The 20,659-nt window shown below is 75.7% G+C and carries 23 protein-coding genes and 1 riboswitch; of the genes, 12 read left to right on the top strand and 11 right to left on the bottom strand.

Annotated elements, in window-relative coordinates; genetic code table 11:
* Window position 1: 1 nt before the first annotated feature.
* Window positions 2–916, top strand: a complete 915-nt coding sequence (locus ACI79Y_RS10870) for an AAA family ATPase (RefSeq protein WP_457158496.1) — start codon at window positions 2–4, stop codon at window positions 914–916.
* A gap of 236 nt (window positions 917–1,152) precedes the next feature.
* A complete protein-coding gene (locus ACI79Y_RS10865) occupies window positions 1,153–1,944 on the top strand; it encodes a vWA domain-containing protein (protein WP_457158495.1) in 792 nt (263 codons plus the stop codon).
* A 7-nt stretch (window positions 1,945–1,951) separates the two neighbouring features.
* Here ACI79Y_RS10865 and ACI79Y_RS10860 read toward each other — a convergent pair whose 3' ends face one another.
* Window positions 1,952–3,142, bottom strand: coding sequence for a benzoate/H(+) symporter BenE family transporter (locus tag ACI79Y_RS10860; RefSeq protein WP_457158494.1), 1,191 nt, complete (start codon window positions 3,140–3,142; stop codon window positions 1,952–1,954).
* A gap of 97 nt (window positions 3,143–3,239) precedes the next feature.
* Between ACI79Y_RS10860 and ACI79Y_RS10855 the strand changes: the two genes are divergently transcribed.
* Window positions 3,240–3,827, top strand: coding sequence for a helix-turn-helix domain-containing protein (locus ACI79Y_RS10855; RefSeq protein ID WP_457158493.1), 588 nt, complete (start codon window positions 3,240–3,242; stop codon window positions 3,825–3,827).
* Window positions 3,828–3,884: 57 nt separating this feature from the next.
* Here ACI79Y_RS10855 and ACI79Y_RS10850 read toward each other — a convergent pair whose 3' ends face one another.
* The 7 genes from ACI79Y_RS10850 to ACI79Y_RS10820 form a co-directional block, all read right to left on the bottom strand.
* Window positions 3,885–4,619 carry a hypothetical protein gene (locus tag ACI79Y_RS10850; RefSeq protein WP_457158492.1) on the bottom strand — a complete coding sequence of 245 codons (735 nt, stop codon included), beginning with the start codon at window positions 4,617–4,619 and terminating at the stop codon, window positions 3,885–3,887.
* A gap of 81 nt (window positions 4,620–4,700) precedes the next feature.
* Window positions 4,701–5,273 carry an MOSC domain-containing protein gene (locus tag ACI79Y_RS10845; RefSeq protein ID WP_457158491.1) on the bottom strand — a complete coding sequence of 191 codons (573 nt, stop codon included), beginning with the start codon at window positions 5,271–5,273 and terminating at the stop codon, window positions 4,701–4,703.
* Window positions 5,270–6,391, bottom strand: a complete 1,122-nt coding sequence (locus tag ACI79Y_RS10840) for an XdhC family protein (protein WP_457158490.1) — start codon at window positions 6,389–6,391, stop codon at window positions 5,270–5,272. The genes ACI79Y_RS10845 and ACI79Y_RS10840 overlap by 4 nt, the downstream gene beginning before the upstream one ends.
* A gap of 77 nt (window positions 6,392–6,468) precedes the next feature.
* Complete coding sequence (locus tag ACI79Y_RS10835) at window positions 6,469–7,569, bottom strand: vWA domain-containing protein (protein WP_457158489.1); 1,101 nt, start codon at window positions 7,567–7,569, stop codon at window positions 6,469–6,471.
* Complete coding sequence (locus ACI79Y_RS10830) at window positions 7,562–8,458, bottom strand: AAA family ATPase (protein ID WP_457158488.1); 897 nt, start codon at window positions 8,456–8,458, stop codon at window positions 7,562–7,564. The genes ACI79Y_RS10835 and ACI79Y_RS10830 overlap by 8 nt, the downstream gene beginning before the upstream one ends.
* Window positions 8,459–8,495: 37 nt before the next feature.
* The gene (locus ACI79Y_RS10825; RefSeq protein ID WP_457158487.1) at window positions 8,496–8,765 is read right to left on the bottom strand and encodes a hypothetical protein; all 270 of its coding nucleotides are present in this window, start codon (window positions 8,763–8,765) and stop codon (window positions 8,496–8,498) included.
* A gap of 39 nt (window positions 8,766–8,804) precedes the next feature.
* On the bottom strand, window positions 8,805–8,936 hold the full coding sequence (locus ACI79Y_RS10820; protein ID WP_457158486.1) for a hypothetical protein: 132 nt from the start codon (window positions 8,934–8,936) through the stop codon (window positions 8,805–8,807).
* Here ACI79Y_RS10820 and ACI79Y_RS10815 point away from each other — a divergent pair.
* Window positions 8,935–10,224: a M18 family aminopeptidase gene (locus ACI79Y_RS10815; RefSeq protein ID WP_457158485.1), complete on the top strand. Its 1,290-nt coding sequence runs from the start codon at window positions 8,935–8,937 to the stop codon at window positions 10,222–10,224. The genes ACI79Y_RS10820 and ACI79Y_RS10815 overlap by 2 nt on opposite strands.
* Window positions 10,225–10,251: 27 nt before the next feature.
* On the opposite strand, the gene ACI79Y_RS10810 is transcribed toward ACI79Y_RS10815, so the two are convergent.
* Window positions 10,252–11,181, bottom strand: coding sequence for an HNH endonuclease signature motif containing protein (locus ACI79Y_RS10810; protein WP_457158484.1), 930 nt, complete (start codon window positions 11,179–11,181; stop codon window positions 10,252–10,254).
* Window positions 11,182–11,426: 245 nt separating this feature from the next.
* A riboswitch (TPP riboswitch) is annotated at window positions 11,427–11,540 on the top strand.
* Between ACI79Y_RS10810 and thiC the strand changes: the two genes are divergently transcribed.
* Entirely contained in the window at window positions 11,534–13,330 is a 1,797-nt protein-coding gene (gene thiC / locus ACI79Y_RS10805; protein ID WP_457158483.1) for a phosphomethylpyrimidine synthase ThiC, read from the top strand. (Overlaps the previous riboswitch by 7 nt.)
* 110 nt (window positions 13,331–13,440) lie before the next feature.
* Here the strand turns inward: thiC and ACI79Y_RS10800 are convergent, their stop codons facing one another.
* Together ACI79Y_RS10800 and ACI79Y_RS10795 are read right to left on the bottom strand one after the other, a co-directional pair.
* Window positions 13,441–14,058 carry a hypothetical protein gene (locus tag ACI79Y_RS10800; RefSeq protein WP_457158482.1) on the bottom strand — a complete coding sequence of 206 codons (618 nt, stop codon included), beginning with the start codon at window positions 14,056–14,058 and terminating at the stop codon, window positions 13,441–13,443.
* Window positions 14,059–14,120: 62 nt separating this feature from the next.
* Entirely contained in the window at window positions 14,121–14,489 is a 369-nt protein-coding gene (locus tag ACI79Y_RS10795) for a PadR family transcriptional regulator (RefSeq protein WP_457158481.1), read from the bottom strand.
* A 92-nt stretch (window positions 14,490–14,581) separates the two neighbouring features.
* Between ACI79Y_RS10795 and ACI79Y_RS10790 the strand changes: the two genes are divergently transcribed.
* The 7 genes from ACI79Y_RS10790 to ACI79Y_RS10760 all read left to right on the top strand — a co-directional run bounded on the left by ACI79Y_RS10790 (window position 14,582) and on the right by ACI79Y_RS10760 (window position 20,651).
* Complete coding sequence (locus ACI79Y_RS10790) at window positions 14,582–14,959, top strand: VOC family protein (RefSeq protein WP_457158480.1); 378 nt, start codon at window positions 14,582–14,584, stop codon at window positions 14,957–14,959.
* 24 nt (window positions 14,960–14,983) lie between these two features.
* Window positions 14,984–15,385, top strand: a complete 402-nt coding sequence (locus ACI79Y_RS10785; RefSeq protein ID WP_457158479.1) for a YchJ family protein — start codon at window positions 14,984–14,986, stop codon at window positions 15,383–15,385.
* A gap of 138 nt (window positions 15,386–15,523) precedes the next feature.
* On the top strand, window positions 15,524–17,137 hold the full coding sequence (locus ACI79Y_RS10780; protein ID WP_457158478.1) for an ABC transporter substrate-binding protein: 1,614 nt from the start codon (window positions 15,524–15,526) through the stop codon (window positions 17,135–17,137).
* On the top strand, window positions 17,134–18,189 hold the full coding sequence (locus tag ACI79Y_RS10775) for an ABC transporter permease (RefSeq protein WP_457158477.1): 1,056 nt from the start codon (window positions 17,134–17,136) through the stop codon (window positions 18,187–18,189). Before ACI79Y_RS10780 ends, ACI79Y_RS10775 begins: the two co-directional genes overlap by 4 nt.
* A complete protein-coding gene (locus ACI79Y_RS10770; RefSeq protein WP_457158476.1) occupies window positions 18,182–19,003 on the top strand; it encodes an ABC transporter permease in 822 nt (273 codons plus the stop codon). The genes ACI79Y_RS10775 and ACI79Y_RS10770 overlap by 8 nt, the downstream gene beginning before the upstream one ends.
* On the top strand, window positions 19,000–19,959 hold the full coding sequence (locus ACI79Y_RS10765) for an ABC transporter ATP-binding protein (RefSeq protein ID WP_457158475.1): 960 nt from the start codon (window positions 19,000–19,002) through the stop codon (window positions 19,957–19,959). The genes ACI79Y_RS10770 and ACI79Y_RS10765 overlap by 4 nt, the downstream gene beginning before the upstream one ends.
* Window positions 19,953–20,651, top strand: coding sequence for an ABC transporter ATP-binding protein (locus tag ACI79Y_RS10760; RefSeq protein ID WP_457158474.1), 699 nt, complete (start codon window positions 19,953–19,955; stop codon window positions 20,649–20,651). The genes ACI79Y_RS10765 and ACI79Y_RS10760 overlap by 7 nt, the downstream gene beginning before the upstream one ends.
* Window positions 20,652–20,659 lie beyond the last annotated feature (8 nt).

The following is a 20,659-nucleotide window of genomic DNA, read 5'->3' as shown; positions in this document are numbered from 1 at the left end:
GATGACGACGACCTCCGCCGAGGCCACGACCGGGACGACCGCTGCCCGCCTCGACGGCGTCGGCATGGTGCAGACCGCCCGGCAGCGGGTGGTGGCCCGGGTCCGGGAGGCGGAGGTCGTCGCCGCGGCGCTGGCGGCGGGACGCAACGTGGTGCTGGAGGGCCCGCCCGGCACGGGGAAGACCACGCTGCTGCGGGCGCTGGCCGACGGCACCGGGGTGCCGCTGGTGCTGGTCGAGGGCAACGCCGAGCTCACCCCCACCCGGCTGGTCGGCCACCACGACGCCTCCCGGGTGCTCACCGAGGACTACCGGCCGGAGAACTTCGTGCCCGGCCCGCTCACCCGGGCGATGACCGAGGGCGCGCTCCTCTACGTGGAGGAGTTCAACCGGGTGCCCGAGGAGACGATGAACGTGCTGCTCGGGGTGCTCTCCGAGCGCGAGATGCACGTGCCGCGCTACGGCCGGGTGCCCGCCCGGCCGACGTTCCGGCTGGTCGCGGCGATGAACCCGTTCGATGCCGTCGGCACCGCCCGGATCACCCCGGCGCTGTACGACCGGTCGTGCCGGGTCGCGATGGGCTACCAGACCGAGGACGACGAGCGGGCCGTGGTGGCCGCCGCCACTGGCGGCCCCGCGCTGCTGCTGCACCGTGCGGTGCGGGCGGTGCGTATCACCCGCGACCACCCGGAGCTGCGGATCGGTTCCTCGGTCCGCGGCGCGATCGACACGGTGCTGATCGCCCGGGAGCTGGCAGCCGTGCGCGACCTGGAGCCGGCCGACGAGGAGGTCGGCACCGACGCCGCGCTCGCCGCGCTGACCGGCAAGGTCACCGTCACCGACGGCCTCGCGCGACCGGTGGAGGACGTCGTCCGGGACATCTGGCGCCGGGCCGGTGAGGAGCTGGGAAAAGACTGACCCCCGGGCCGGAACCGGGGGAACCGGCGCCTCCGCCGCCGCCCGACCGCCTCGCCGACCCGCCGGGACGACGGCCGGCGCAGCCCGCCCCGGTCAGCGAGGACGCCGACGTCGAGGCGCTGCTGCGCGGGCAGCGGACCCCGCGGGCCGGGCGGGCGGAGCTGGCCCGCGCGCACCCGGACCTGCCGCAGGTCAGCCCGGAGGCCGGTCGGCTGGACGAGGCGGCGCTGGCCGAGGTGGCCGGCCGGGACCCCGACGCGGCGGTGCGGCTGCTGACCGCGCTGGGGCGCGCGGTCGACCCGGCGCTGCGGGCCGCCGCCCGGGCGCTCGCGGCGCGGCTGCCGGTGACCGCGCCCCGCCGGGGCCTGCCGGACCGGCCGGGCAGCCGGCGGGTGGTCACCCGCCGCGACCCGGCCGGGTCCGACGTCGACCTGGACGCCACGCTGGCGGCCCGCGGCGCCGAGCCGCACTGGCGGGCCGAGCACCTGCACACCCGCGGCTGGCGGGCGACCGGCCGGGCCTGCGTGCTGCTGGTCGACGCCTCCGGCTCGGTGGCCGGCGACGAGCTGGCCGCGGCGGTGCTGACGGCGTCGGCGCTCACCCAGCGCATGCGGCCGGGCGACGAGCTCGCCGTCGTCGCGTTCTGGTCGACGGCGGTGGTGCTGCAGCCGCTGTCGGCGGTCGCCCGGCCGGAGCTGGTCGTCGACCGGCTGTTCGACCTGCGCGGGGGCGGCACCACCGACCTGGACCTGGCGCTGCGGACGGCGGGGCGCGAGCTGGCCCGGACCCGGACGGCGGCGCGGGACGTGTTGCTGCTGTCCGACGGGATGCCCACCGACAGCCCCGATCCCCGGCCAGCGGCCGCCGCGCTCACCCGCGCGGGGGCGCGGCTGCACGTGCTGGGGCTGTCCACCGACGAGGAGTCGGTGGCCAACTGCGCCGCGCTGGCCGCGGCCGGCGGGGGCCGCAGTGCGCCGCTGCACCGCCCCGCGCTGGCCCCGGCCGCGGTGCGGGCCCTGCTCGACTAGGTCGCACCTACTCCGTGGCCGCCCGTCCCGGCACCACCGCGGGAACGTCTGGCCGTCGGTGCCACAGCCAGAGGGCCACGCCCACGGCAAGTGCCCAGAAGGCCGGCCCCACGCCGGCGACGGTGGTACCGCTGACGGCCGTGAGGAAGGTGGCGATCACCGGTAGGCGCATCTGCGACTCCTCCAGCGCGCCAGCCAAGGCGGAGGCCAGCACCGGCCACAAGGCCAGTCCTGCTGCGGCGGCAACGAGGCCCTCAGGCGCGATGGCCACGAGAGCAGCAGCTCCGGTCGAGATCAGGGCCATTGCCACGTAGGCCAGTCCGGCGGTTCGAGCGGCCCGGTAGCGGCGGCTCGGGTCGGGGTCTGCTCCTGGGCCGGCGGCGAGCGCGGCGCTGATCGCCGCGAGGTTGATCGCATGGCCGCCGAACGGGGCGCCGAGCACGGTGCCCGCCCCCGTGACCGCCATGACGGCACGCCACGGCGTCCGGAAGCCGAAGGAGGCGAGGACCGCCACTCCGGGCAGGTTCTGCGACGCCATCGTGACCAGGAACAGGGGCACGGTGAGTTCGATCAAGGCCGATGCGTCGACGTGCGGAGTGGTCCAGATTGCTGCAGGCACCAGGTCCTCGACCGCCAACCGCCCGTCCCGGACCGTCTGCCAACCGACGATCCCGAGGGTGATCGCGAAGGCGCCCGGCACCGCCCACCGAGGGGCCAGCCGGCCCAGCACCGCCCAGCCGGCGATGACCGGAGCCACCAGCCAGGGGATGGACGTGGCCGCTCTCACCGGCTCCAGGCACAGGGGCACCAGGACACCGGCCAGCATGGCCTGCGCCAGCGGCGCGGGAATGGCGGCGAGGGCGGATCCCAGCTGCGGCCACGCCGCGGTCAGCAGGATCAGCAGACCCACCGCGAGAAACGCCCCGACCGCGTCAGCCCATTGGTGGGTGTCTGCGGCGACCAGGAGGGCCGCGCCCGGAGTGGACCAGGCCAAGGTGATCGGCATGCGGGTGCGCTGGACGAGCAGAACGGTGCCCAGGCCCATGGTGAGAGCCAGCACCAGGACGCCAGAGGCGGCCTGAGCAGGACTGGCTCCCACCGCGCGGAGCCCGGCGAGCACGACGGCGAAGGAGCTCAGGAAACCGACCAGTGCGGTGACCAGGCCCGCCATGGTGGTCCCGGAGGGGCCCGCGATCACGGTGCCTCTCATCGAGCCGCACAGATCACGCGACCGGCTAGTTCAGTAGCCACGTTGGCTACTTTAACAGTCATAGTGATCGGTAGGCTGGCCACTCGTGAGCGCAGTGGTCCAAACGGTCGGCGTTCGGCTCCGCCAGGTGCGACAGGCGCGCGGCCTGTCCGTGGTGGCGCTGGGCGAGCGTGCCGGCATCTCCCGGGCCACGCTCACCCAGCTCGAGGCCGGTTCCGGCAACCCCACGCTCGAGACGTTGTACGCCCTCGCCAACGCACTCGACGTGCCGCTGACCGCGCTCATCGAGCCTCCGCCACAGGCGGAGTCGATGGTGGTGCTCCGTCGCGGCGAGGGCACCCTGGTCGAAGGAACGACCCTGCGTGCCGTGCTCCTGGCGCACTGCCGGAGCGAGGGGATGACAGCAGACCTCTACTCGCTCACCGTTCCCTCTCGGACACGAACAGAGTCAGCCCCACACCCACCCGGCACGACGGAGCACCTGCACGTCCAGTCCGGCACGCTGCACGTGGGAACACCCGCGCGCTCCGCGGAGCTCGGGCCGGGCGACTACGCACGGTTCGATGGATCACTGCCGCACCACTACGCCGCTGGCGACAGCGGAGCCAACGCGACCCTGCTCATCACGTCCACGACGAGCGGTCCGCACGACGGCGGAGCCCAACCACACTGACGAGCGGGCAGCGGCTGACCTGCCACCCCGAGGACGCAGTGACACGGAACTGTTGCGTCAGGCGCCGGGCTGCGGCTCGTTGAGGTCGACCGGCGACTCCGGCGCGGCGATGTCGAACTGCTCGCCGTGCTCGCTGAAGGTCAACGTCTGGCTCGCGTCGCCCTGGTTCACGATCTCCAGCGGGTACGGCTCGCCCTCGGCGGCGACGGCCAGGGCGCTGCCGTCGGCATGGGTGACGACGACGACCGGCTGGCCCTCGCGCTCGGCGGTGCTGACCTCGTCCTCGACCTCGGTGGTCGGGTTGCGCAGCCCCTCGACCAGGGTGGCGAGGGTCAGCTGCGCGAAGACCGCTTCGCTCTCCTCGGGGACGACGGCCCAGGCGCCGTCCACCTGGCCGGCCAGGTCGGCCGGCACGCCAGTGGCGGTCCAGAAGTCGGCGGGCGCCTGCATGTAGAACACGCCGTCGGTGCGCAGCAGGCCCACTGTCTGCCCGACCAGGCCGAGGGTGCCGCTCACGTCGTCGCCCTGCATGACCAGGTCGATGCTCCCCAGCTCCGCACCCATGCCGGCGCTGCCGGTCACGTGCACCGAGCCGGCCTCCTCGAGGGCGTCGGCGGCGGCAGCCGAGACCTCGGCGCCGGTCTGCTCGGCGAGGCCGGACTCGCTGCTGGTCTCCGAGGCGGACGGCGACGACGACTCACTGGTCGTGTCGCTGTCCCCGCCACAGCCGGCGAGCAGGACGGCGGTGAGTCCTGCGGTGGCGCCGGCGGTGGCCAGCCTGCGGATCTGCATGGGGTCTCCGTCCCTCGGTGCGCCGGACACGCTCGTCGCATCCCGGCCGGGCGCATCATGCCCGGTACGGCTGTGCGGCCCTCAGCGGCGCACCGGCGGCCGGACCGCCACCCCCGCCCGGGCGGCGTCCAGCGGCACCGCCGAGCGCAGCACCGCGGGGCCGAGCCGCAGCACCCCGCCGGTCCGGGGCGCGCAGCGCACCCCACCCCGGCCGCGCATGCCGCGGTGCGCGCCCGGCGCGAGGACCCGGTCGAGCCAGGCGCAGGGATGGGCGGGCCGGCCGCCGGCGAGCAGCACCTCACCCTCCCCGCAGTCGAGGCTGAACTCGCTCCCCCGCAGCGCCTCGACCTCCGCGCCGCGCAGGACGACGTTGCGCCGGGTGGCCAGCGCATCGAGCGGGCCGCTCCCCAGCTCCGCGGCCAGCTCCTCGACCGCCTCCACGGCGAGCACGGTCACCGACGCGTCCCGGTGCGCGGGCTTGCCGAAGTAGCGGTCGCCGACGACGCCCAGCCCGGCCCGCACCTCGATCCGGTCCCGCCGCTCCACCGGCCGAGCGGCGACGGCGTCGTCCGGCCGCCCGTCGTACCGGTGCTCCGGCGACGCGAGCAGCCCCACGACCTCGACGTCGTGGACGTACGGCAGGTCGTCGCTCACCGGTCGGCGGTGCGGTGGATGGGGCCGGCGACCTCCGCCAGCCGCTCGCCGGTGCCGCCCCAGCGACCGGAGATGATCTCCGCCGCGATCGAAATCGCCGTCTCCTCGGGCGTGCGGGCACCCAGGTCCAGCCCGATCGGCGAGGCCAGCCGCGCCAGCTCGGCCTCCGTCAGCCCGGCCTCGCGCAGCCGCGCCAGCCGCTCGTCGTGGGTGCGCCGGGAGCCCATCGCGCCGACGTAGGCCACCGGCAGCCGCAGCGCGACCTCCAGCAGCGGGACGTCGAACTTCGGGTCGTGGGTGAGCACGCACAGCACGGTGCGCTCGTCGATCCGCCCGGCGTCCACCTCGGCCTGCAGGTACCGGTGCGGCCACTCGACCACCACCTCGTGGGCATCCGGGAAGCGGCGGGCGGTGGCGAACACCGGCCGGGCGTCGCAGACGGTGACCCGGTAGCCGAGGAAGGCGCCCACCCGGGCGACGGCGGCGGCGAAGTCGATCGCGCCGAAGACCACCATTCGCGCCGGCGGAGCGAAGGAGGAGACGAACAGGGTGAGCTCGTCGCCGCGCCGCTCCCCGTCGTGGCCGTAGGTGAGCGTCGCCGTCCGCCCGGCGGCCAGCAGGCCGCGGGCGTCGTCGGCGACGGCGTCGTCCAGCCGCTGCGCGCCCAACGTGCCGGACGTGCGGTCCGGCCAGAGCACCAGCCGCTTGCCGAGGCGGTCGTCGGGCCCGCGCACGCAGGTGACGACGGCGACCGGCTCGTGGGCCCCCACCGACGCGGCGACCTCGCCGAGCTCGGGGAAGGACTCCCGGGAGACCGCCTCCACGTAGACGTCGAGGATCCCGCCGCAGGTCAGGCCCACGGCGAAGGCGTCGTCGTCGCTCACCCCGTAGCGCTGCAGCGACGGCGTCCCGGTCGCGACGGCGTCCCGGGCCTCCTCGTAGACCGCGCCCTCGACGCACCCGCCGGAGACGCTGCCCACCGCCGTCCCGTCCGGGCCGACGAGCATGGCCGCGCCCGGCGGACGGGGCGCGGACCGCCAGGTGCCCACCACGGTGCCCACGCCGACCGTCTCCCCGGCCTGCCACCACCCGACCAGGTCCTCAAGAACCTCGCGCATCTGCGTCCTCCCTCCGGCCTCGTCCAGAGGCCCGTCCCGAGCGTGCGAGGGAGGAGGAGGACGAGGTCCTCGCACCTTCAAGCACTGGTGATCACCCCTGCCAGCTCCTCGAACGCGGCCAGGCTGTGCCCGGCGACGAAGTGGTCGACCGACGGCAGCGCCGCCACCATCCCGCTGGTCAGCGGCTCGTAGCCGGAGCGGCCCTTGTGCGGGTTCACCCAGACGACGGCGTGCGCGAGCCGGTGCAGCCGGGCCATCTGCTCGCCCAGCAGCTCTGCGCCCCCGCGCTCCCAGCCGTCGCTGCACACCACGACGACGGCGCCGCGGGCGGTGCCGCGCTGGCCCCAGCGGTCCAGGAACGCCTTGAGCACCTCGCCGATCCGGGTGCCGCCGGACCAGTCGGGGATCGCCGCGCCCCCGGCGGCCAGGGCACGGTCGGGGTCGCGCAGCCGCAGCTCACGGGTGACCCGGGTGAGCCGGGTGCCGATGGTGAACACCTCGGTCGACGCCGGGCGGGCCCGGACGGCGGCGTGCGCGAAGCGCAGCAGCGCGTCGGCGTAGGGGCTCATCGAGCCGGAGACGTCGATCAGCAGCACCACCCGGCGCGGGCGGGGCCGGGCCCGGCGGTGGTGCAGCCGGCGCACCTCACCCCCGTCGCGCAGCGCCCGGCGGACGGTGCGGCCGGCGTCGACGGTGCCGTGCGGGGAGGGGCCGCGACGGCGTGACCGGCGCATCGGGGTGGCCGGGGCGAGCAGCGCGAACAGCCGGCGGAGCTCGGCGCGCTCGGCCGTGGTCAGCTCGGCGACGTCCCGGTGCCGCAGCACCTCCTCGCCGCTGGCCTTCGTCGCCAGGTCCGAGGGCTCCTCGCCGGGCTCGCCGCCGTCCCCGCTGCCCAGCGGGGCGATGTGCGCCACCCGCGGCGGCTCGGCGGGCGCACCCCGCCGCGTCCGCGGCGCCTCGCCGGCGAAGTACGCGGCGAACGCGGCGTCGTAGCGGTCGAGGTCGTCGGGGCTGCCGCACAGGGTCAGCCGGCCGGCCCAGTAGACGGCGGTGGCGTCGAGGACGTCGAGGTGCGCCACCGCGGCCAGCATCGCCTCGACCCGGTCGGGCGAGGCGGCGACCCCGGCGTGCCGCAGCGTGCGGGCGAACCCCAGCACGGTCGAGACGACGTCACCCACCGAAGAGCGCCCCCCGGGCCAGCGAGCGCACCCGCTCGCCGTCCTCCCGGTACTTCAGCACCGCGCCGAGGGTGCGGGCGGCGGTGTCCGGGTCGAGCTCCCGGCAGCCCAGGGCGTGCAGCGCGCTCGCCCAGTCCATCGCCTCGGCGACACCGGGGGGCTTGAGCAGGTCCAGCTCGCGCAGCCGGCCGGTCGCCTGCGCGACCTGGCGGGCCAGCTCCTCGGTCACCTCGGGCAGCCGGCGGCGCAGGATCGCCACCTCGCGCTCGAAGTCCGGGTGTTCCAGCCAGTGGTAGAGGCAGCGGCGCTTGAGCGCGTCGTGCACCTCGCGGGTGCGGTTGGAGGTGAGCACGACCAGCGGCGGCGTCTCCGCCCGGATGGTGCCCAGCTCCGGGACGGAGATGGTGAAGTCGCTGAGCACCTCCAGCAGGAAGGCCTCGAACTCGTCGTCGGCCCGGTCGACCTCGTCGACCAGCAGCACCGACGGGGCATCCTCCAGCGCCTGCAGCAGCGGGCGGGCCAGCAGGAACCGGCGGTCGTAGAGCCCGGCCTCCAGCTGCGCCACGTCGTCGGGGGAGGCGGCGGAGCCGGTCGCGTGGGCCGCCTCGGCGGCGCGCAGGTGCAGCAGCTGGCGACCGAAGTCCCAGTCGTAGAGGGCGTGGCTGGCCTCCAGCCCCTCGTAGCACTGCAGCCGGTACAGCGGCCGGCCGGTGACCTCGGCCAGCGCCCGGGCCAGCGCGGTCTTGCCGACGCCGGCCTCGCCCTCCAGGAACAGCGGCCGGTGCATGACCAGCGCCAGGTACGCCGCCGTCGCCAGGCCCTCGTCCGGCAGGTAGCCGGTCGACTCGAGGGCGTCGGCGAGCGCGGCGGGGTCGGTGGGCGAGGTCACGCTCCGCAGCATCCCACCGCTGGGCCGTCGCGTCCGATCAGTCTTCCGTCATGGCGGGGAGGTAGTCCTCGTAGCTGGCGATGACGTCCTCCAGCTCGATGACGTCGGGGAAGTCGGCGACGTCCTGGTGCCGGCGGAGGAACCGCACGGTGCGCAGCACGACGTCCTCCTCGTCGTCGGTGCCCAGCCGGTCGAGCACCTCGGGGGAGAGCGTGAACCAGGTGGTCACGTCGTCGGCCTCGGTGGCCTGCACGACCACGTACTCGCGCTCGCCCTGGGCCCTGATCTCGATGTCGTCGTCCGCCACGGGGAATCCCCTACCCGCGTCGGCTCCGGGAAACGCAGGTCAGGCGGGCGGACCCCAGGCGCGCCGGCACTGGGCCACGCCCGCGGCGCCCATCTGGTCGGGGGGCGCCGCGACCGGCAGCGCCGTCCCCGCGATCTGCTCTCCGCCCGGCCGGGGCACGATGGGCGTCATGCCGGAGCCCCCGACCGACGACCTCTCCCTCGGCGACGACCTGCGCGCCTTCATCGACGCCTCCCCCTCGCCGGGACACGCGGTGGCCGAGATGGCCCGCCGGCTGGTCGAGGCCGGGTTCACCGAGCTGGTCGAGACCGACAGCTGGCAGCTCTCCCCGGGCGGGGCGCACTTCGTCGTCCGGCGGGGCGGCAGCCTGATCGCCTTCCGGCTGGGGACCGGAGCGCTGGCGGAGACCGGGATGCGACTGGTCGGCGCGCACACCGACTCCCCGACGTTCCGGGTGCGGCCGCACTCCGACGTCCGCCAGGCCGGATACCGACTGGTGGGCGTCGAGCCGTACGGCGGCGGGCTGTGGCACACCTGGCTGGACCGCGAGCTGACCGTCGCCGGCCGGGTGGCCCTGCGCGGAGGCGCGGAGGCGCTGGTCGAGCTGCCGGGGGCACCGCTCCGGCTGCCGTCGCTCGCGATCCACCTGGACCGCAGCGTGCGGGAGGGGCTCACCCTCGATCCGCAGCGGCACCTGGTCCCGGTGTGGGACCGCGACCTGGGCACCGAGCCGGGGCTGCGCGAGGCGGTCGCGGCGGCGGTCGGGGTGGGGGTGGACGACGTCGTCGGGCACGACCTGGTGCTGGCCGACACCCAGCCGGCGGCCCGGGCCGGCGCCGACGGCAGCTGGGTGGCCGCGCCGCGGCTGGACGACCTGGCCTGCTGCCACTCCGGGCTGACCGCGCTGATCGGCGCGCCGGCCGGTGAGCGCACGCAGCTGCTGGTCTGCAACGACCACGAGGAGGTGGGCAGCGGATCGATGTCCGGGGCGCGGGGCAGCTTCCTGGAGGACGTCGTCGACCGGCTGGTGGCCGCCACCGACCCGGGGAACGCCCAGGCCGTGCACCGCACGATCGCCCGGTCCGTGCTGGTCAGCGCGGACATGGCGCACGCCGTGCACCCGACCCGGGGGGAACGGCACGAGTCGGCCCACACCCCGCAACTGGGTGGCGGTCCGGTGCTGAAGGTGAACGCCAACCAGGCGTACGCGACCGACGGGGTGGGCGGCGCGTGGTTCGCCGAGCGCTGCGCCTCGGCGTCGGTGCCGGTGCAGTGGTTCGTCAGCCGCGCCGACCTGCCGTGCGGCAGCACCATCGGCCCGCTGACCGCGACCCGGCTGGGCGTCGCCACGGTGGACGTCGGCGCGCCGATGCTGGCGATGCACTCGGCCCGCGAGCTGGCCAGCGCCCGGGACGTCCCGCTGATGGTCGCGGCGCTCACCGCCTGCTTCACCGACTGAACCGCACTGCTGCCCGAGCTCCACGGCTCAGTAGGGCGGCGGGGTGGTGACGGCGGTCAGGCCGGTGGGGATGGTGACGGTGAGCGCGCCGTCGGCGGCCAGCTCGTGCCGCCAACCGGGGGCCTGGTGCTTGCCGCGGTGGTCGGTGGTGCAGTAGCCGGTCAGGTTGGCCGCGCTCGTCGGCCCGTCGCGGTAGGCCACGGCGTGGTCGAGCTCACCGCCGCAGGGCACGCGGCGGCGGCAGCCGGGGAACCGGCAGCGCCGGTCGCGGGCGCGGACGAACCGGTCCAGCTCGGCTCCGGGGCGGTAGCCGTCGGTCGGGCCGGGTGGGCCGATGCGCGGACGGCCGGTGCGGTCGTGCGTGCACTCCCCGGGTCGCTGCCGGCACCGCCGGGCACCGCAGGCGGTGGCGCGGCGGAGCTCGGGGAGGCCGGTCAGCGCGAGGAAGCTCCCGGTCAACGCGTCGGCGAGCACGAGCCGCGGGCGGTCGGCGAGGCCACCACCCCCGTTCCGGGTGAGCAGATCGGCGAGCACCGCCCGCTGCTCGTCGGCGGCGGCCTCCAGCGCGGCCAGGGCGTCGTCGGCGGCGTCGACCTGACCGGCTGGGCCGTTTCGCCGGGCCGCTTCGTCGACCGCGTCGGCCCGGCAGGCGTCGGCGGGCGCACTGGCAGTGCCGCTGAACCGGTCCGGGAGATCGGGTGGCCCGACATCGTCGGCGAGCAGCCACTGTTCCAGCTCAGCCCACCAGCGCGTCGTGTCACCCAGCAGCCGGTGGACCAGCGTCAACGAGCGCTCGAGCAGCCCCTCGACGGCCTCCGCGGTGATCGACAGGGCCACGACCAGCTCCCGGGCGGCCCACTCGCTCACCGGACGCAGCACCTCGGCCCGGGCCGCCCAGCGCTCCGGGCTCATCGCGCAGGCGGTCTGCCGCGCGACCTCCCGATCCGCAGCCTGCACCGTGCCGAGCGGGCCGGCCGACAGACCGCCGACCAGTGGGGACCCCGTCGACACGCCAGAGGGCGCGGCGGAGCCCTCGATGACGGAACCGGCCGGCGTGTCGACGCATTCGATCACGTTCGAAGGAGCAAGCGCGCAAGCCGTTGACCAGCATCGATACGGCCGATTGTGCCCTCGCCCGCGGGGACGAGTGGGGCGCGGAGCCCACGGGGGCTGGCGCCATGGAGCAGCCCAGCCCTAGGCTCACCACGACCCGCGGGAGCCTCACGAACCGAGGCTGAGAGGGCGGCAGGACCGGCCGCTGACCGTTCGCACCTGACCCGGTTAGCACCGGCGTAGGGAGGAACCCCTGATGACTGCCGTCCACACCCCGACCGAGGCCCAGGACAGCGCGTTCCCCGGCTCCCGCAAGACGCACCTGGCCGGCAGCCGCCCGGACCTGCGGGTGCCGATGCGGGAGGTGCAGCTCACCACCGGCGACAGCGTCGTCCTCTACGACACCTCCGGGCCGTACACGGACCCCGGCATCTCGACCGACGTCCGCCGCGGTCTGCCCCGGCTGCGCGAGGCTTGGATCGGGGAGCGCGGTGACACCGAGACCTACGCGGGCCGCCCGGTGCAGCCGATCGACGACGGTCGCCGCACCGACGACGGGCGCGACCTGGACAGCGTCTTCGCCACGACCCACCAGCCGCGGCGGGCGCTGCCCGGCCGCACGGTGACCCAGCTGGCCTACGCCCGCCGCGGCGAGGTGACCGCCGAGATGGAGTTCGTGGCGCTGCGCGAGGGCGTCTCCGTCGAGCACGTCCGCAGCGAGATCGCCCGCGGCCGCGCCGTCCTGCCGGCGAACGTGAACCACCCGGAGTCCGAGCCGATGGCGATCGGCCGCAACCTCCTGGTCAAGATCAACGCCAACATCGGCAACAGCGCCGTCGCCTCCTCGATCGAGGAGGAGGTCGCGAAGATGACCTGGGCGACCCGGTGGGGCGCGGACACGGTCATGGACCTCTCCACCGGCCGGAACATCCACACCACCCGCGAGTGGATCATCCGCAACAGCGCCGTCCCGATCGGGACGGTGCCGATCTACCAGGCGCTGGAGAAGGTGAACGGCAAGGCCGAGGACCTGTCCTGGGAGATCTACCGGGACACCCTGGTCGAGCAGTTCGAGCAGGGCGTCGACTACGTGACCGTGCACGCCGGGGTGCTGCTGCGGTACGTGCCACTGGCCGCCGGCCGCAAGACCGGGATCGTCTCCCGCGGCGGGTCGATCATGGCGGCCTGGTGCCTGGCGCACCACGAGGAGAACTTCCTCTACACGCACTTCCGCGAGATGTGCGAGCTGATGGCCGCCTACGACGTGACCTTCTCCCTGGGCGACGGGCTGCGCCCCGGCTGCATCGCCGACGCCAACGACGAGGCCCAGTTCAGCGAGCTGCGCACGCTGGGCGAGCTGACGAAGATCGCCTGGGAGCACGACGTGCAGGTGATGGTCGAGGGGCCGGGACACGTCCCGATGCACAAGATCAAGGAGAACATGGACCTCCAGCTGGAGGTCTGCGACGAGGCGCCGTTCTACACCTTGGGCCCGCTGACCACCGACGTCGCACCCGGCTACGACCACATCACCAGCGCCATCGGCGCGGCGATGATCGGCTGGTACGGGACGGCGATGCTCTGCTACGTCACACCCAAGGAGCACCTCGGCCTGCCGGACCGGGACGACGTCAAGGACGGCGTCATCACCTACAAGATCGCCGCGCACGCCGCCGACCTGGCCAAGGGGCACCCCGGCGCCCAGGCCTGGGACGACGCCCTCTCCGACGCCCGGTTCGAGTTCCGCTGGGAGGACCAGTTCAACCTCTCCCTCGACCCGACCACGGCCCGCGAGATGCACGACGAGACGTTGCCGGCGCCGGCGGCGAAGACGGCGCACTTCTGCTCCATGTGCGGGCCGCACTTCTGCTCGATGCGGATCAGCCAGGACGTGCGCGCCTACGCCGCGCAGAAGGGGCTGGACGACGCCGAGGCGCTCCGGGCCGGGATGGCGGAGAAGTCCGCCCAGTTCCGCGACGAGGGCGGGCGGGTGTACCTGCCGATGGCCGAGCTGGCGCAGACGGTGGCACCGGAGGACCCGGCGCGCCCCTGATCCACAGGCGGCGCCGGGACGGGCCGGCGCCGCCTGTGGGCCGAGTGGACGACGTGCGGCGAGGCCGGCGCACCGCAGGAGGTCGCCACCGAACGCCCACCTGATCGGCGTCACCGCATGGTCGCCCGGCGCCGCGGCTCCGCCCGGTCAACTCCGCGCAACGCCCACCAGCGGGCACCGGCGATCGCGGCGACGACGGCGGCCAGCACCACCAGCACCCGCGCGACGACGAGCCCGGGAGTCAGGTCCTGGTCGGCGCCGAGCCGCATCGCCGCCAGCAGGCCGATCCCGCCCACGACGGGCAGCAGGACGGCGGCCCGGGTCACCGTCGCCCTGGCCGCCTCCCGGTCGCGGAGCACCGTCGCCAGCGCGACCAGGGTGCCGGCCAGGCACACCAGCCCCATGAGCACGTAGGCCAGCACCGGGCCCGCCGTCGGGTAGCTGCCGTCGAGCTGGACCACCGAGGCCAGCAGCGGCGGGGCGAGCACGACCACCACGACGTAGCCGACGACCAGGGCGACCGCGGCGCCGAGCACGCCGCCGAACACGGTGCGACACCAGGCCGCCGGGGCCGGCGGGAAGCCCCGGGCCTGCGCGGCCTCCCGGGCGAACCGGGCACGGTCGGGCCCCAGCAGCTCAGCCGGGGTGACGCCGTCGGCCGCGGCAGCGGTGAGGTCGGCACCCACCTCGTCGAGCAGTTCGCGCCGCGCGGCGCGCGGGAGCCGCATCCGGCGCCACTCCCGCTCCACGGCCCTGAGCTCGGGGTTCCGCGATGATCCTCCGGACGGCGTCATGCTCGCTCCTCCTCGTAGCTGGGCAGTGCCCCTGCTGACGCCAGCAGCCCGCGGACGGCGGACGTGGTGGCGAGCCACTGCCCGACCCACTCGGACAGCGCGGCCCGCCCCGCGACCGAGAGGCTAAAGACCTTGCGCGCGGGGCCCGCGGGGCTCGGCTCGGCGCGCTCGTCGAGCAGCCCGAGACGCCGCAGCCGGCCGACCAGGGGGTAGATCGTCCCGTAGCCGACGTCCCGCAGGCCCCGCTGCTCCAGGCGGACCACCAGGTCGTACGCGTGGGTCGGCTGCTCCGCGAGCAGCGCGAGCAGGCAGACGTCCAGGGCACCCCGCAGCAGCTGCGCCTGCCGGTCGGCGTCGGCTGTCATGCGACACAAGGTAGAGGAGCTACCAGGCGTCGCCAAGTACCTGCGCCGATTCGTTCACGACGTGGTCGACGGCAGCGCCGGACGCTGACGCCATGACCGTCCAGCGGGTCGTGGCCGACCTCCTAACCCGGGGCATGCCCGCAGCCGTGGCGTTCTACCGGGACGTCCTGGGGCTGGAGGTGGTCATGGACCACGACTGGATCGCCACCCTGGCCAGCCCCGGGACGCCGGGCACCCAGCTGAGCCTGCTGACCGGTGAGGCCACGGCGCCGGTCCTGCCCGCGGTGTCCGTCGAGGTCGACGACGTCGACGCCGCCCATGCGGCGGCGGTCGCCGCGGGGGCCGAGATCGCGCACCCGCTGACCGACGAACCCTGGGGCGTGCGCCGCTTCTTCACCAGGGACCCCGACGGCCACGTGCTGAACGTCCTCGGCCACGCCCGGCCGGACGGTCTGCCCCGGCGCCACTGAGGCGGGGTCCGGGAGACTCGGGCCGTGGCTCCCCGACCCTGCCCGTGCGGCTCCGGCCTGCCCTACGCCGAGTGCTGCGGCCGGCTGCACGACGACTTGCGACAGGAGGGCACCGCCACCCCGGCGACCGCCGAGCAGCTGATGCGCTCCCGGTACAGCGCCTTCGCCGTCGGCGACCCGGCGTACCTGCTGGCCACCTGGCACTCCAGCACCCGCCCGCGCACCCTCGCGCTCGACCCAGAGGTCCGCTGGACCGGCCTGGAGGTGCTCCGCACCACCGGCGGCGCCCTGCTGGCCGCCGAGGGGACGGTGGAGTTCCGGGCCTCCTACGTCGTCGGCGGGGCGGCCGGCAGCCAGCACGAGGCCAGCCGGTTCGTCCGGGAGGACGGCGCCTGGCGCTACCTGGACGGCGTCGCCCTGCCCTGACGGTCTCGCCGTGCCCCGAGGCGCGGGCGGCCACTGTTCACCCAGGCGATGCCCACCGGTTTGTTGCGACCTCTTCGCAACAGCTACGTTCTTGCGAGCTGTTCGCAGCAAGCCCTGCCGCCCGTGAACGGAGTCTCGTTGTCCCCCCGCGTCCCGCTCGTCCTCCTCACCGCCGTCGTGCTGACCGGTTGCACCGCCCCCGGCAGCGGCGATGACACCGCAGCCGCTGCGGGCAGCAACCGGCTGGTCCTGGCCGACGCCTACGAGCCCGAGTCGTTCAACCCGGTCGCCGGGCACGGCGAGACCGGGTACTCCCGCGTCTACGACGGCCTGGTCCGCCTCGCCGGTGGCGGGGAGGGCATCCCCGCGCTGGAGCCGGCGCTGGCCACCGAGCTGCCACAGGGCAACGACGACGCCACCGAGTGGACCGTCCCGCTCCGCGAGGGCGTGACCTTCTCCGACGGGACGGCGTTCGACGCCGAGGACGTCGTCGCCACCTACCAGGCCGTGCTCGACCCGGCGTCGGCCTCCCCGATCGCCAGCAACTACGCGATGGTGGAGAGCGTCGAGGCGGTCGACCCGCAGACCGTCGTCTTCCGGCTGGCCTACTCCTACGTGCCCTTCCCGACGAAGCTGCTGCTGGGCATCGCCCCGGCCGAGACGCTGGCCACCCCCGGCCCGGCCGAGGAGTCGGAGCTGAACACCGCCCCGGTCGGCACCGGCCCGTTCGTGCTCACCGAGCGGCGCGGCGACCGGACGGTCTTCCGCGCCAACCCCGACCACTGGGACGGCGCCCCCGAGGTCGACGAGCTGGTCGTGGTCTACGTGCCCGACGACAACACCCGCGCCCAGCGCATGGCCTCCGGGGAGTTCGACGGGACGACGCTGCCCCCGCTGCTGGCCGACACCCTCGCCGACGAGGACGGCCTCACCGTGGTCGGCCACCCCTCGGCCGACTGGCGCGCGGTGTCGTTGCCGGCCGGCAACCCGGTCACCGGCGACCCGGCCGTACGGCAGGCGCTCAACCTCGCCGTCGACCGGGACGCCGTCGTCGAGTCGGTGCTCGGCGGCCACGGCGAGGCGGCCTCCACCTTCGTGCCGGCCGTGTTCGGCGAGTACGCCGAGCCCTCGGCGGTGTTCCAGCACGACCCGGAGGAGGCCCGGCGCGTCCTCGACGAGGCCGGCTGGGCGCCCGGGCCGGACGGCGTCCGGGTGCGCGACGGGCAGCGGGCGGAGTTCACCGTCATGTACTTCCCGGAGGAGACGCTGCGCCGCGACCTCGCCCAGGCCTTCGCCTCCGACGCCCTCGAGGTCGGCGTGGAGGTCAACCTGGAGGCGGTGGACCGGCCGCAGTTCCGGCCCCGCATCCCGGTCGACGCCTCGCTGCTCGGCGGCGGCGACGTCCCCTACGACCCGGACACCCAGCTCTACAACGCGCTGCACTCCTCCTTCACCGCCGACGGCGTGGGCGGGCCGTTCGACAACCCGGCCGACTACCGCAACCCCACCGTCGACGCCGCGCTCGACGAGGCCCGCCGCAGCACCGACGACACCGTCCGGGTGGACGCGTACCGCGAGGTGCAGCGCCAGCTGGTCGCCGACCCACCCGCGGTCGTGCTGGTCTTCCTCGAGCACGTCTACGTGGTGCGGGACGGCGGCTGGACCGGCACCGAGCCGGTGCTGGAGCCGCACTCCCACGGCGTCAGCTGGGGCCCGTGGTGGAACCTGCGGGACTGGCGGCGCGACGGGTGACCCTGACCGAGCTCCTCCCCACCCGCACGACCGAGGCGGCCCCGGCTCCGGCCCGGAGGCGGCGGCCCCGGCGGGCGCGCTGGCAGGCGGCAGGGCGGCTGGCCCGCCGCCGGCTGCTGTTCGTCCTGCCGGTGCTCGCCGTCGTCTCCGGCGGCGTCTTCGCCCTCGCCGCCGCCTCCCCGTTCGACCCGCTGGTCGGCTACCTCGGCGACCGGTACCTGACCGCCAGCGAGGAGGCGCAGGCCCGGATCGCCGAGGAGCTGGGCACCGGCCGGCCCTGGTGGCAGCAGTACGGCGACTGGGTCGGCGGGCTGCTCACCGGAGACCTCGGCACCTCCCGGTCCTTCGGCCAGCCGGTCGCCGACGTGCTCGCCGAGCGGCTGCCCTGGACGCTGCTGCTGGTCACCGTCGCGCTCGGCCTCGCCGTCGTCGCCGCCCTGGTGCTGGGCACGTGGAGCGCGGCCCGGCGCGGCGGCTGGGTCGACCGGGTGGTCACCCCGGTCTGCCTGCTGCTGCAGGCGGTGCCGCCGTTCGTCGTGGCGCTGGGCGCGGTGGCCCTGTTCGCCATCGGCCTGTCCTGGCTGCCGGTCGCCGGCCTGACCGACGCCGGCGCCGAGCTCTCCACCGGCCAGGTGGCCCGGCACCTGGTGCTGCCCGCCGCCGTGCTGGCCGCCTCCCAGCTGCCCTGGCTGCTGCTCAACGTGCGCCAGTCGGTGCTCGCCGCGCTCGCCGACGACGCCGTCGTCGCCGCCCGGGCCCGTGGGCTGGCCGAGCACACCGTGGTCGCCGCGCACGCCCTGCCGACCGCGCTGCTGCCGTTCGTCACCCTGCTCGGCGCCCGGCTGCCCGAGCTGGTGGTCGGCGCCGTGCTGGTCGAGGAGGTCTTCAGCTGGCCGGGCGTGGCGCAGGCGGTGGTCACCTCCGCCGTCCAGTTGGACTTCCCGCTGCTGGCGGTGCTGACCCTGCTCACGACCGCGGCGGTGCTGCTCGGCTCGCTCCTCGCCGACGCCGCCTACGTGCTGCTCGACCCGCGGGTGGCCGCCGATGGCTGACCGCCGCCTGCTCACCGGGCTGGCCGTGATCGCGCTGCTGGCCGGCTACGCCCTGCTGGTGCCGTGGGTCGCCGGTGTCGACGACCGGGTGACTGACTTCGCCACCGCCCGGCAGGCGCCGTCCTGGGCGCACCTGTTCGGCACCGACTCGGCCGGGCGGGACCTGTTCGTCCGCACCGCCGCCGGGCTGCGGATCTCGCTGCTCATCGCCGTCGTCTGCGCGGTGCTCTCGGTGCTGATCGGCGCGCTGGTCGGCGCGCTCTCCGCCGCCGCCGGGGGCTGGGTCGACCGGCTGACCATGCGGGCCGTCGACGCGGTCAACGCCGTGCCGCACCTGCTGCTGGGCATCGTGCTGGTCGCGCTGTTCCGGGGCAGCCTGGTGGCGATCATCGCCTCGATCGCGCTCACCCACTGGACCCAGGTGGCCCGGATCGTCCGCGCGGAGGTGCTGTCGCTGCGCGACCGGGAGCACGTGGACGCCGCGCTGCTGGGCGGCGCGACCCGCTGGCGGGTGGTGCAGCGGCACCTGCTGCCCGCAGCAGCCCCCCAGGCGCTGGTCGCCGCCGTGCTGCTGCTGCCGCACGCCGTGTGGCACGAGTCGACGCTGAGCTTCCTCGGGCTGGGCCTCCCCCCGCACGCCGCCAGCCTGGGCACCCTGCTCCAGGAGGCCCGCAGCTCGCTGCTGCTCGGCGGCTGGTGGACGCTGGTGTTCCCCGCGCTCGGCCTGGTGCTCGCCACCCTCGCCGTCGCCGCCGTGGGGTCGGCGCTGCGCGACCGCACCGCGCTGCCCGAGCGGGCCGGAGCCCGGCTGTGACCGCGCCGGCGCTCGCCGTCTCCGGGCTCACCGTCCGGTTCCCCACGGGGCGCCGCGGACGGGCCGCCGTGCACGCGGCCACCGACGTCTCCTTCGACCTCGTCCCCGGCCGGGTGCTGGCCCTGGTCGGGGAGAGCGGCTGCGGCAAGTCGGTGCTGGCCGCGGCGCTGCTGCGGCTGCTGCCGCCCGGCACGGAGGTCAGCGGCGCGGCGGTGCTGGCCGGGGAGGTCGACGTGCTCAGCGCCCCGGCGCGGGCGCTGCGCCGCAGCATCAGGGGGCGCCGGGTGGCGCTCGTGCCGCAGAGCGCGGCGACCGCGCTCACCCCGGTGCGCACCGTGCGGTCGCAGCTGGAGGAGACCGTCGCCGAGCTGACCCCGGACGCCGACCGGCGGCACCGCGCCGACGCGCTGGCCACCCGGGTCGGGCTCGACCCGGCCGACCTGGACCGGTACCCGCACGAGCTGTCCGGTGGCATGGCGCAGCGGGTGGTCGTGGCGCTCGCGCTGGCCGGCGACCCCGACGTCGTGCTGGCCGACGAGCCGACCGCCGGGCTGGACCGGCCGCTGGTCGACCGCACGCTGCGCCTGCTCCGGTCGGTGGCCGACCGGGGCACCGCCGTCCTGCTCATCACCCACGACCTCGGGGCGCTGCAGCGCTCCCCGGAGCTGGTGGACGACGTCGCCGTCATGTACGCCGGCCGGCTGGTCGAGACCGGCCCGGCCGCAGCGGTGCTCGGCGACCCGGCGCACGACTACAGCCGGGCGCTGCTCGGCGCGCTGCCCGCCGGCGGGCTGGTCCCGATCCCCGGTACCGCGCCGACGCTCACCGACCTGCCGCCCGGCTGCGCCTGGCACGCCCGCCGGCCGGACAGCGGGGCCTGCGACGGCGGCGACCAGGTGCACGTGGCCGGCGCGCGGACCAGCCGCTGCCGGCCCCCGGCGGGTGTCCGGTGCTGACCCTCACCGGCGTCACCGCCGGCCACGAACCGGACCGGCCGGTGCTGCGCGGCGTCGACCTGCACGTGGCACGCGGCGAGGTGGTCGGGCTGGCCGGGCCGAGCGGCACCGGCAAGACGACCCTGGCCCGGGTCGCCGCGCTGCTGCTCGCCCCGCAGCAGGGCACGGTGGCCGTCGACGGGGTGCCGGCCGGCGGGGTCCGGTACGCCCGGCCGCCCGAGCTGCGCACCGCCGTCGGCATGGTGTTCCAGTCACCGCGCCGGTCGGTGGACGCCCGGTTGCGGCTGCGCGACGTGATCGCCGAGCCGCTGCGGCTGCGCGGCCTGCCCACCGCCGGCCGGCGCGGGGCGGCCGCCCGCGCGGCGCGCACCGCAGAGCTCGCCGAGCGGGTGGGCCTGACGGCCGACCTGCTGGCGCGGCGGCCGCACGAGGTCAGCGACGGGCAGCTGCAGCGGGCGTGCCTGGCCCGCGCGCTCGCCGCCCGGCCGCGGTACCTGGTGTGCGACGAGATGACCGCGATGCTCGACGCGTCGACGGCGGCCGCGCTGGTCGGCGTCGTGCGGGCCGAGGTCGCGGCCGGACGGCTCGGCGTGCTGGCGATCAGCCACGACGAGGACCTGCTCGCCGTCTGGGCCGACCGCGTCGTCGCCCTGGGCAGGGGCGCCGAGACCGGCGTGACGGCGACCGGGTAGGACGGTCG

The organism is Modestobacter sp. SYSU DS0875 (assembly GCF_054050915.1).
This window is presented reverse-complemented; position numbering and strand designations above follow the sequence as displayed.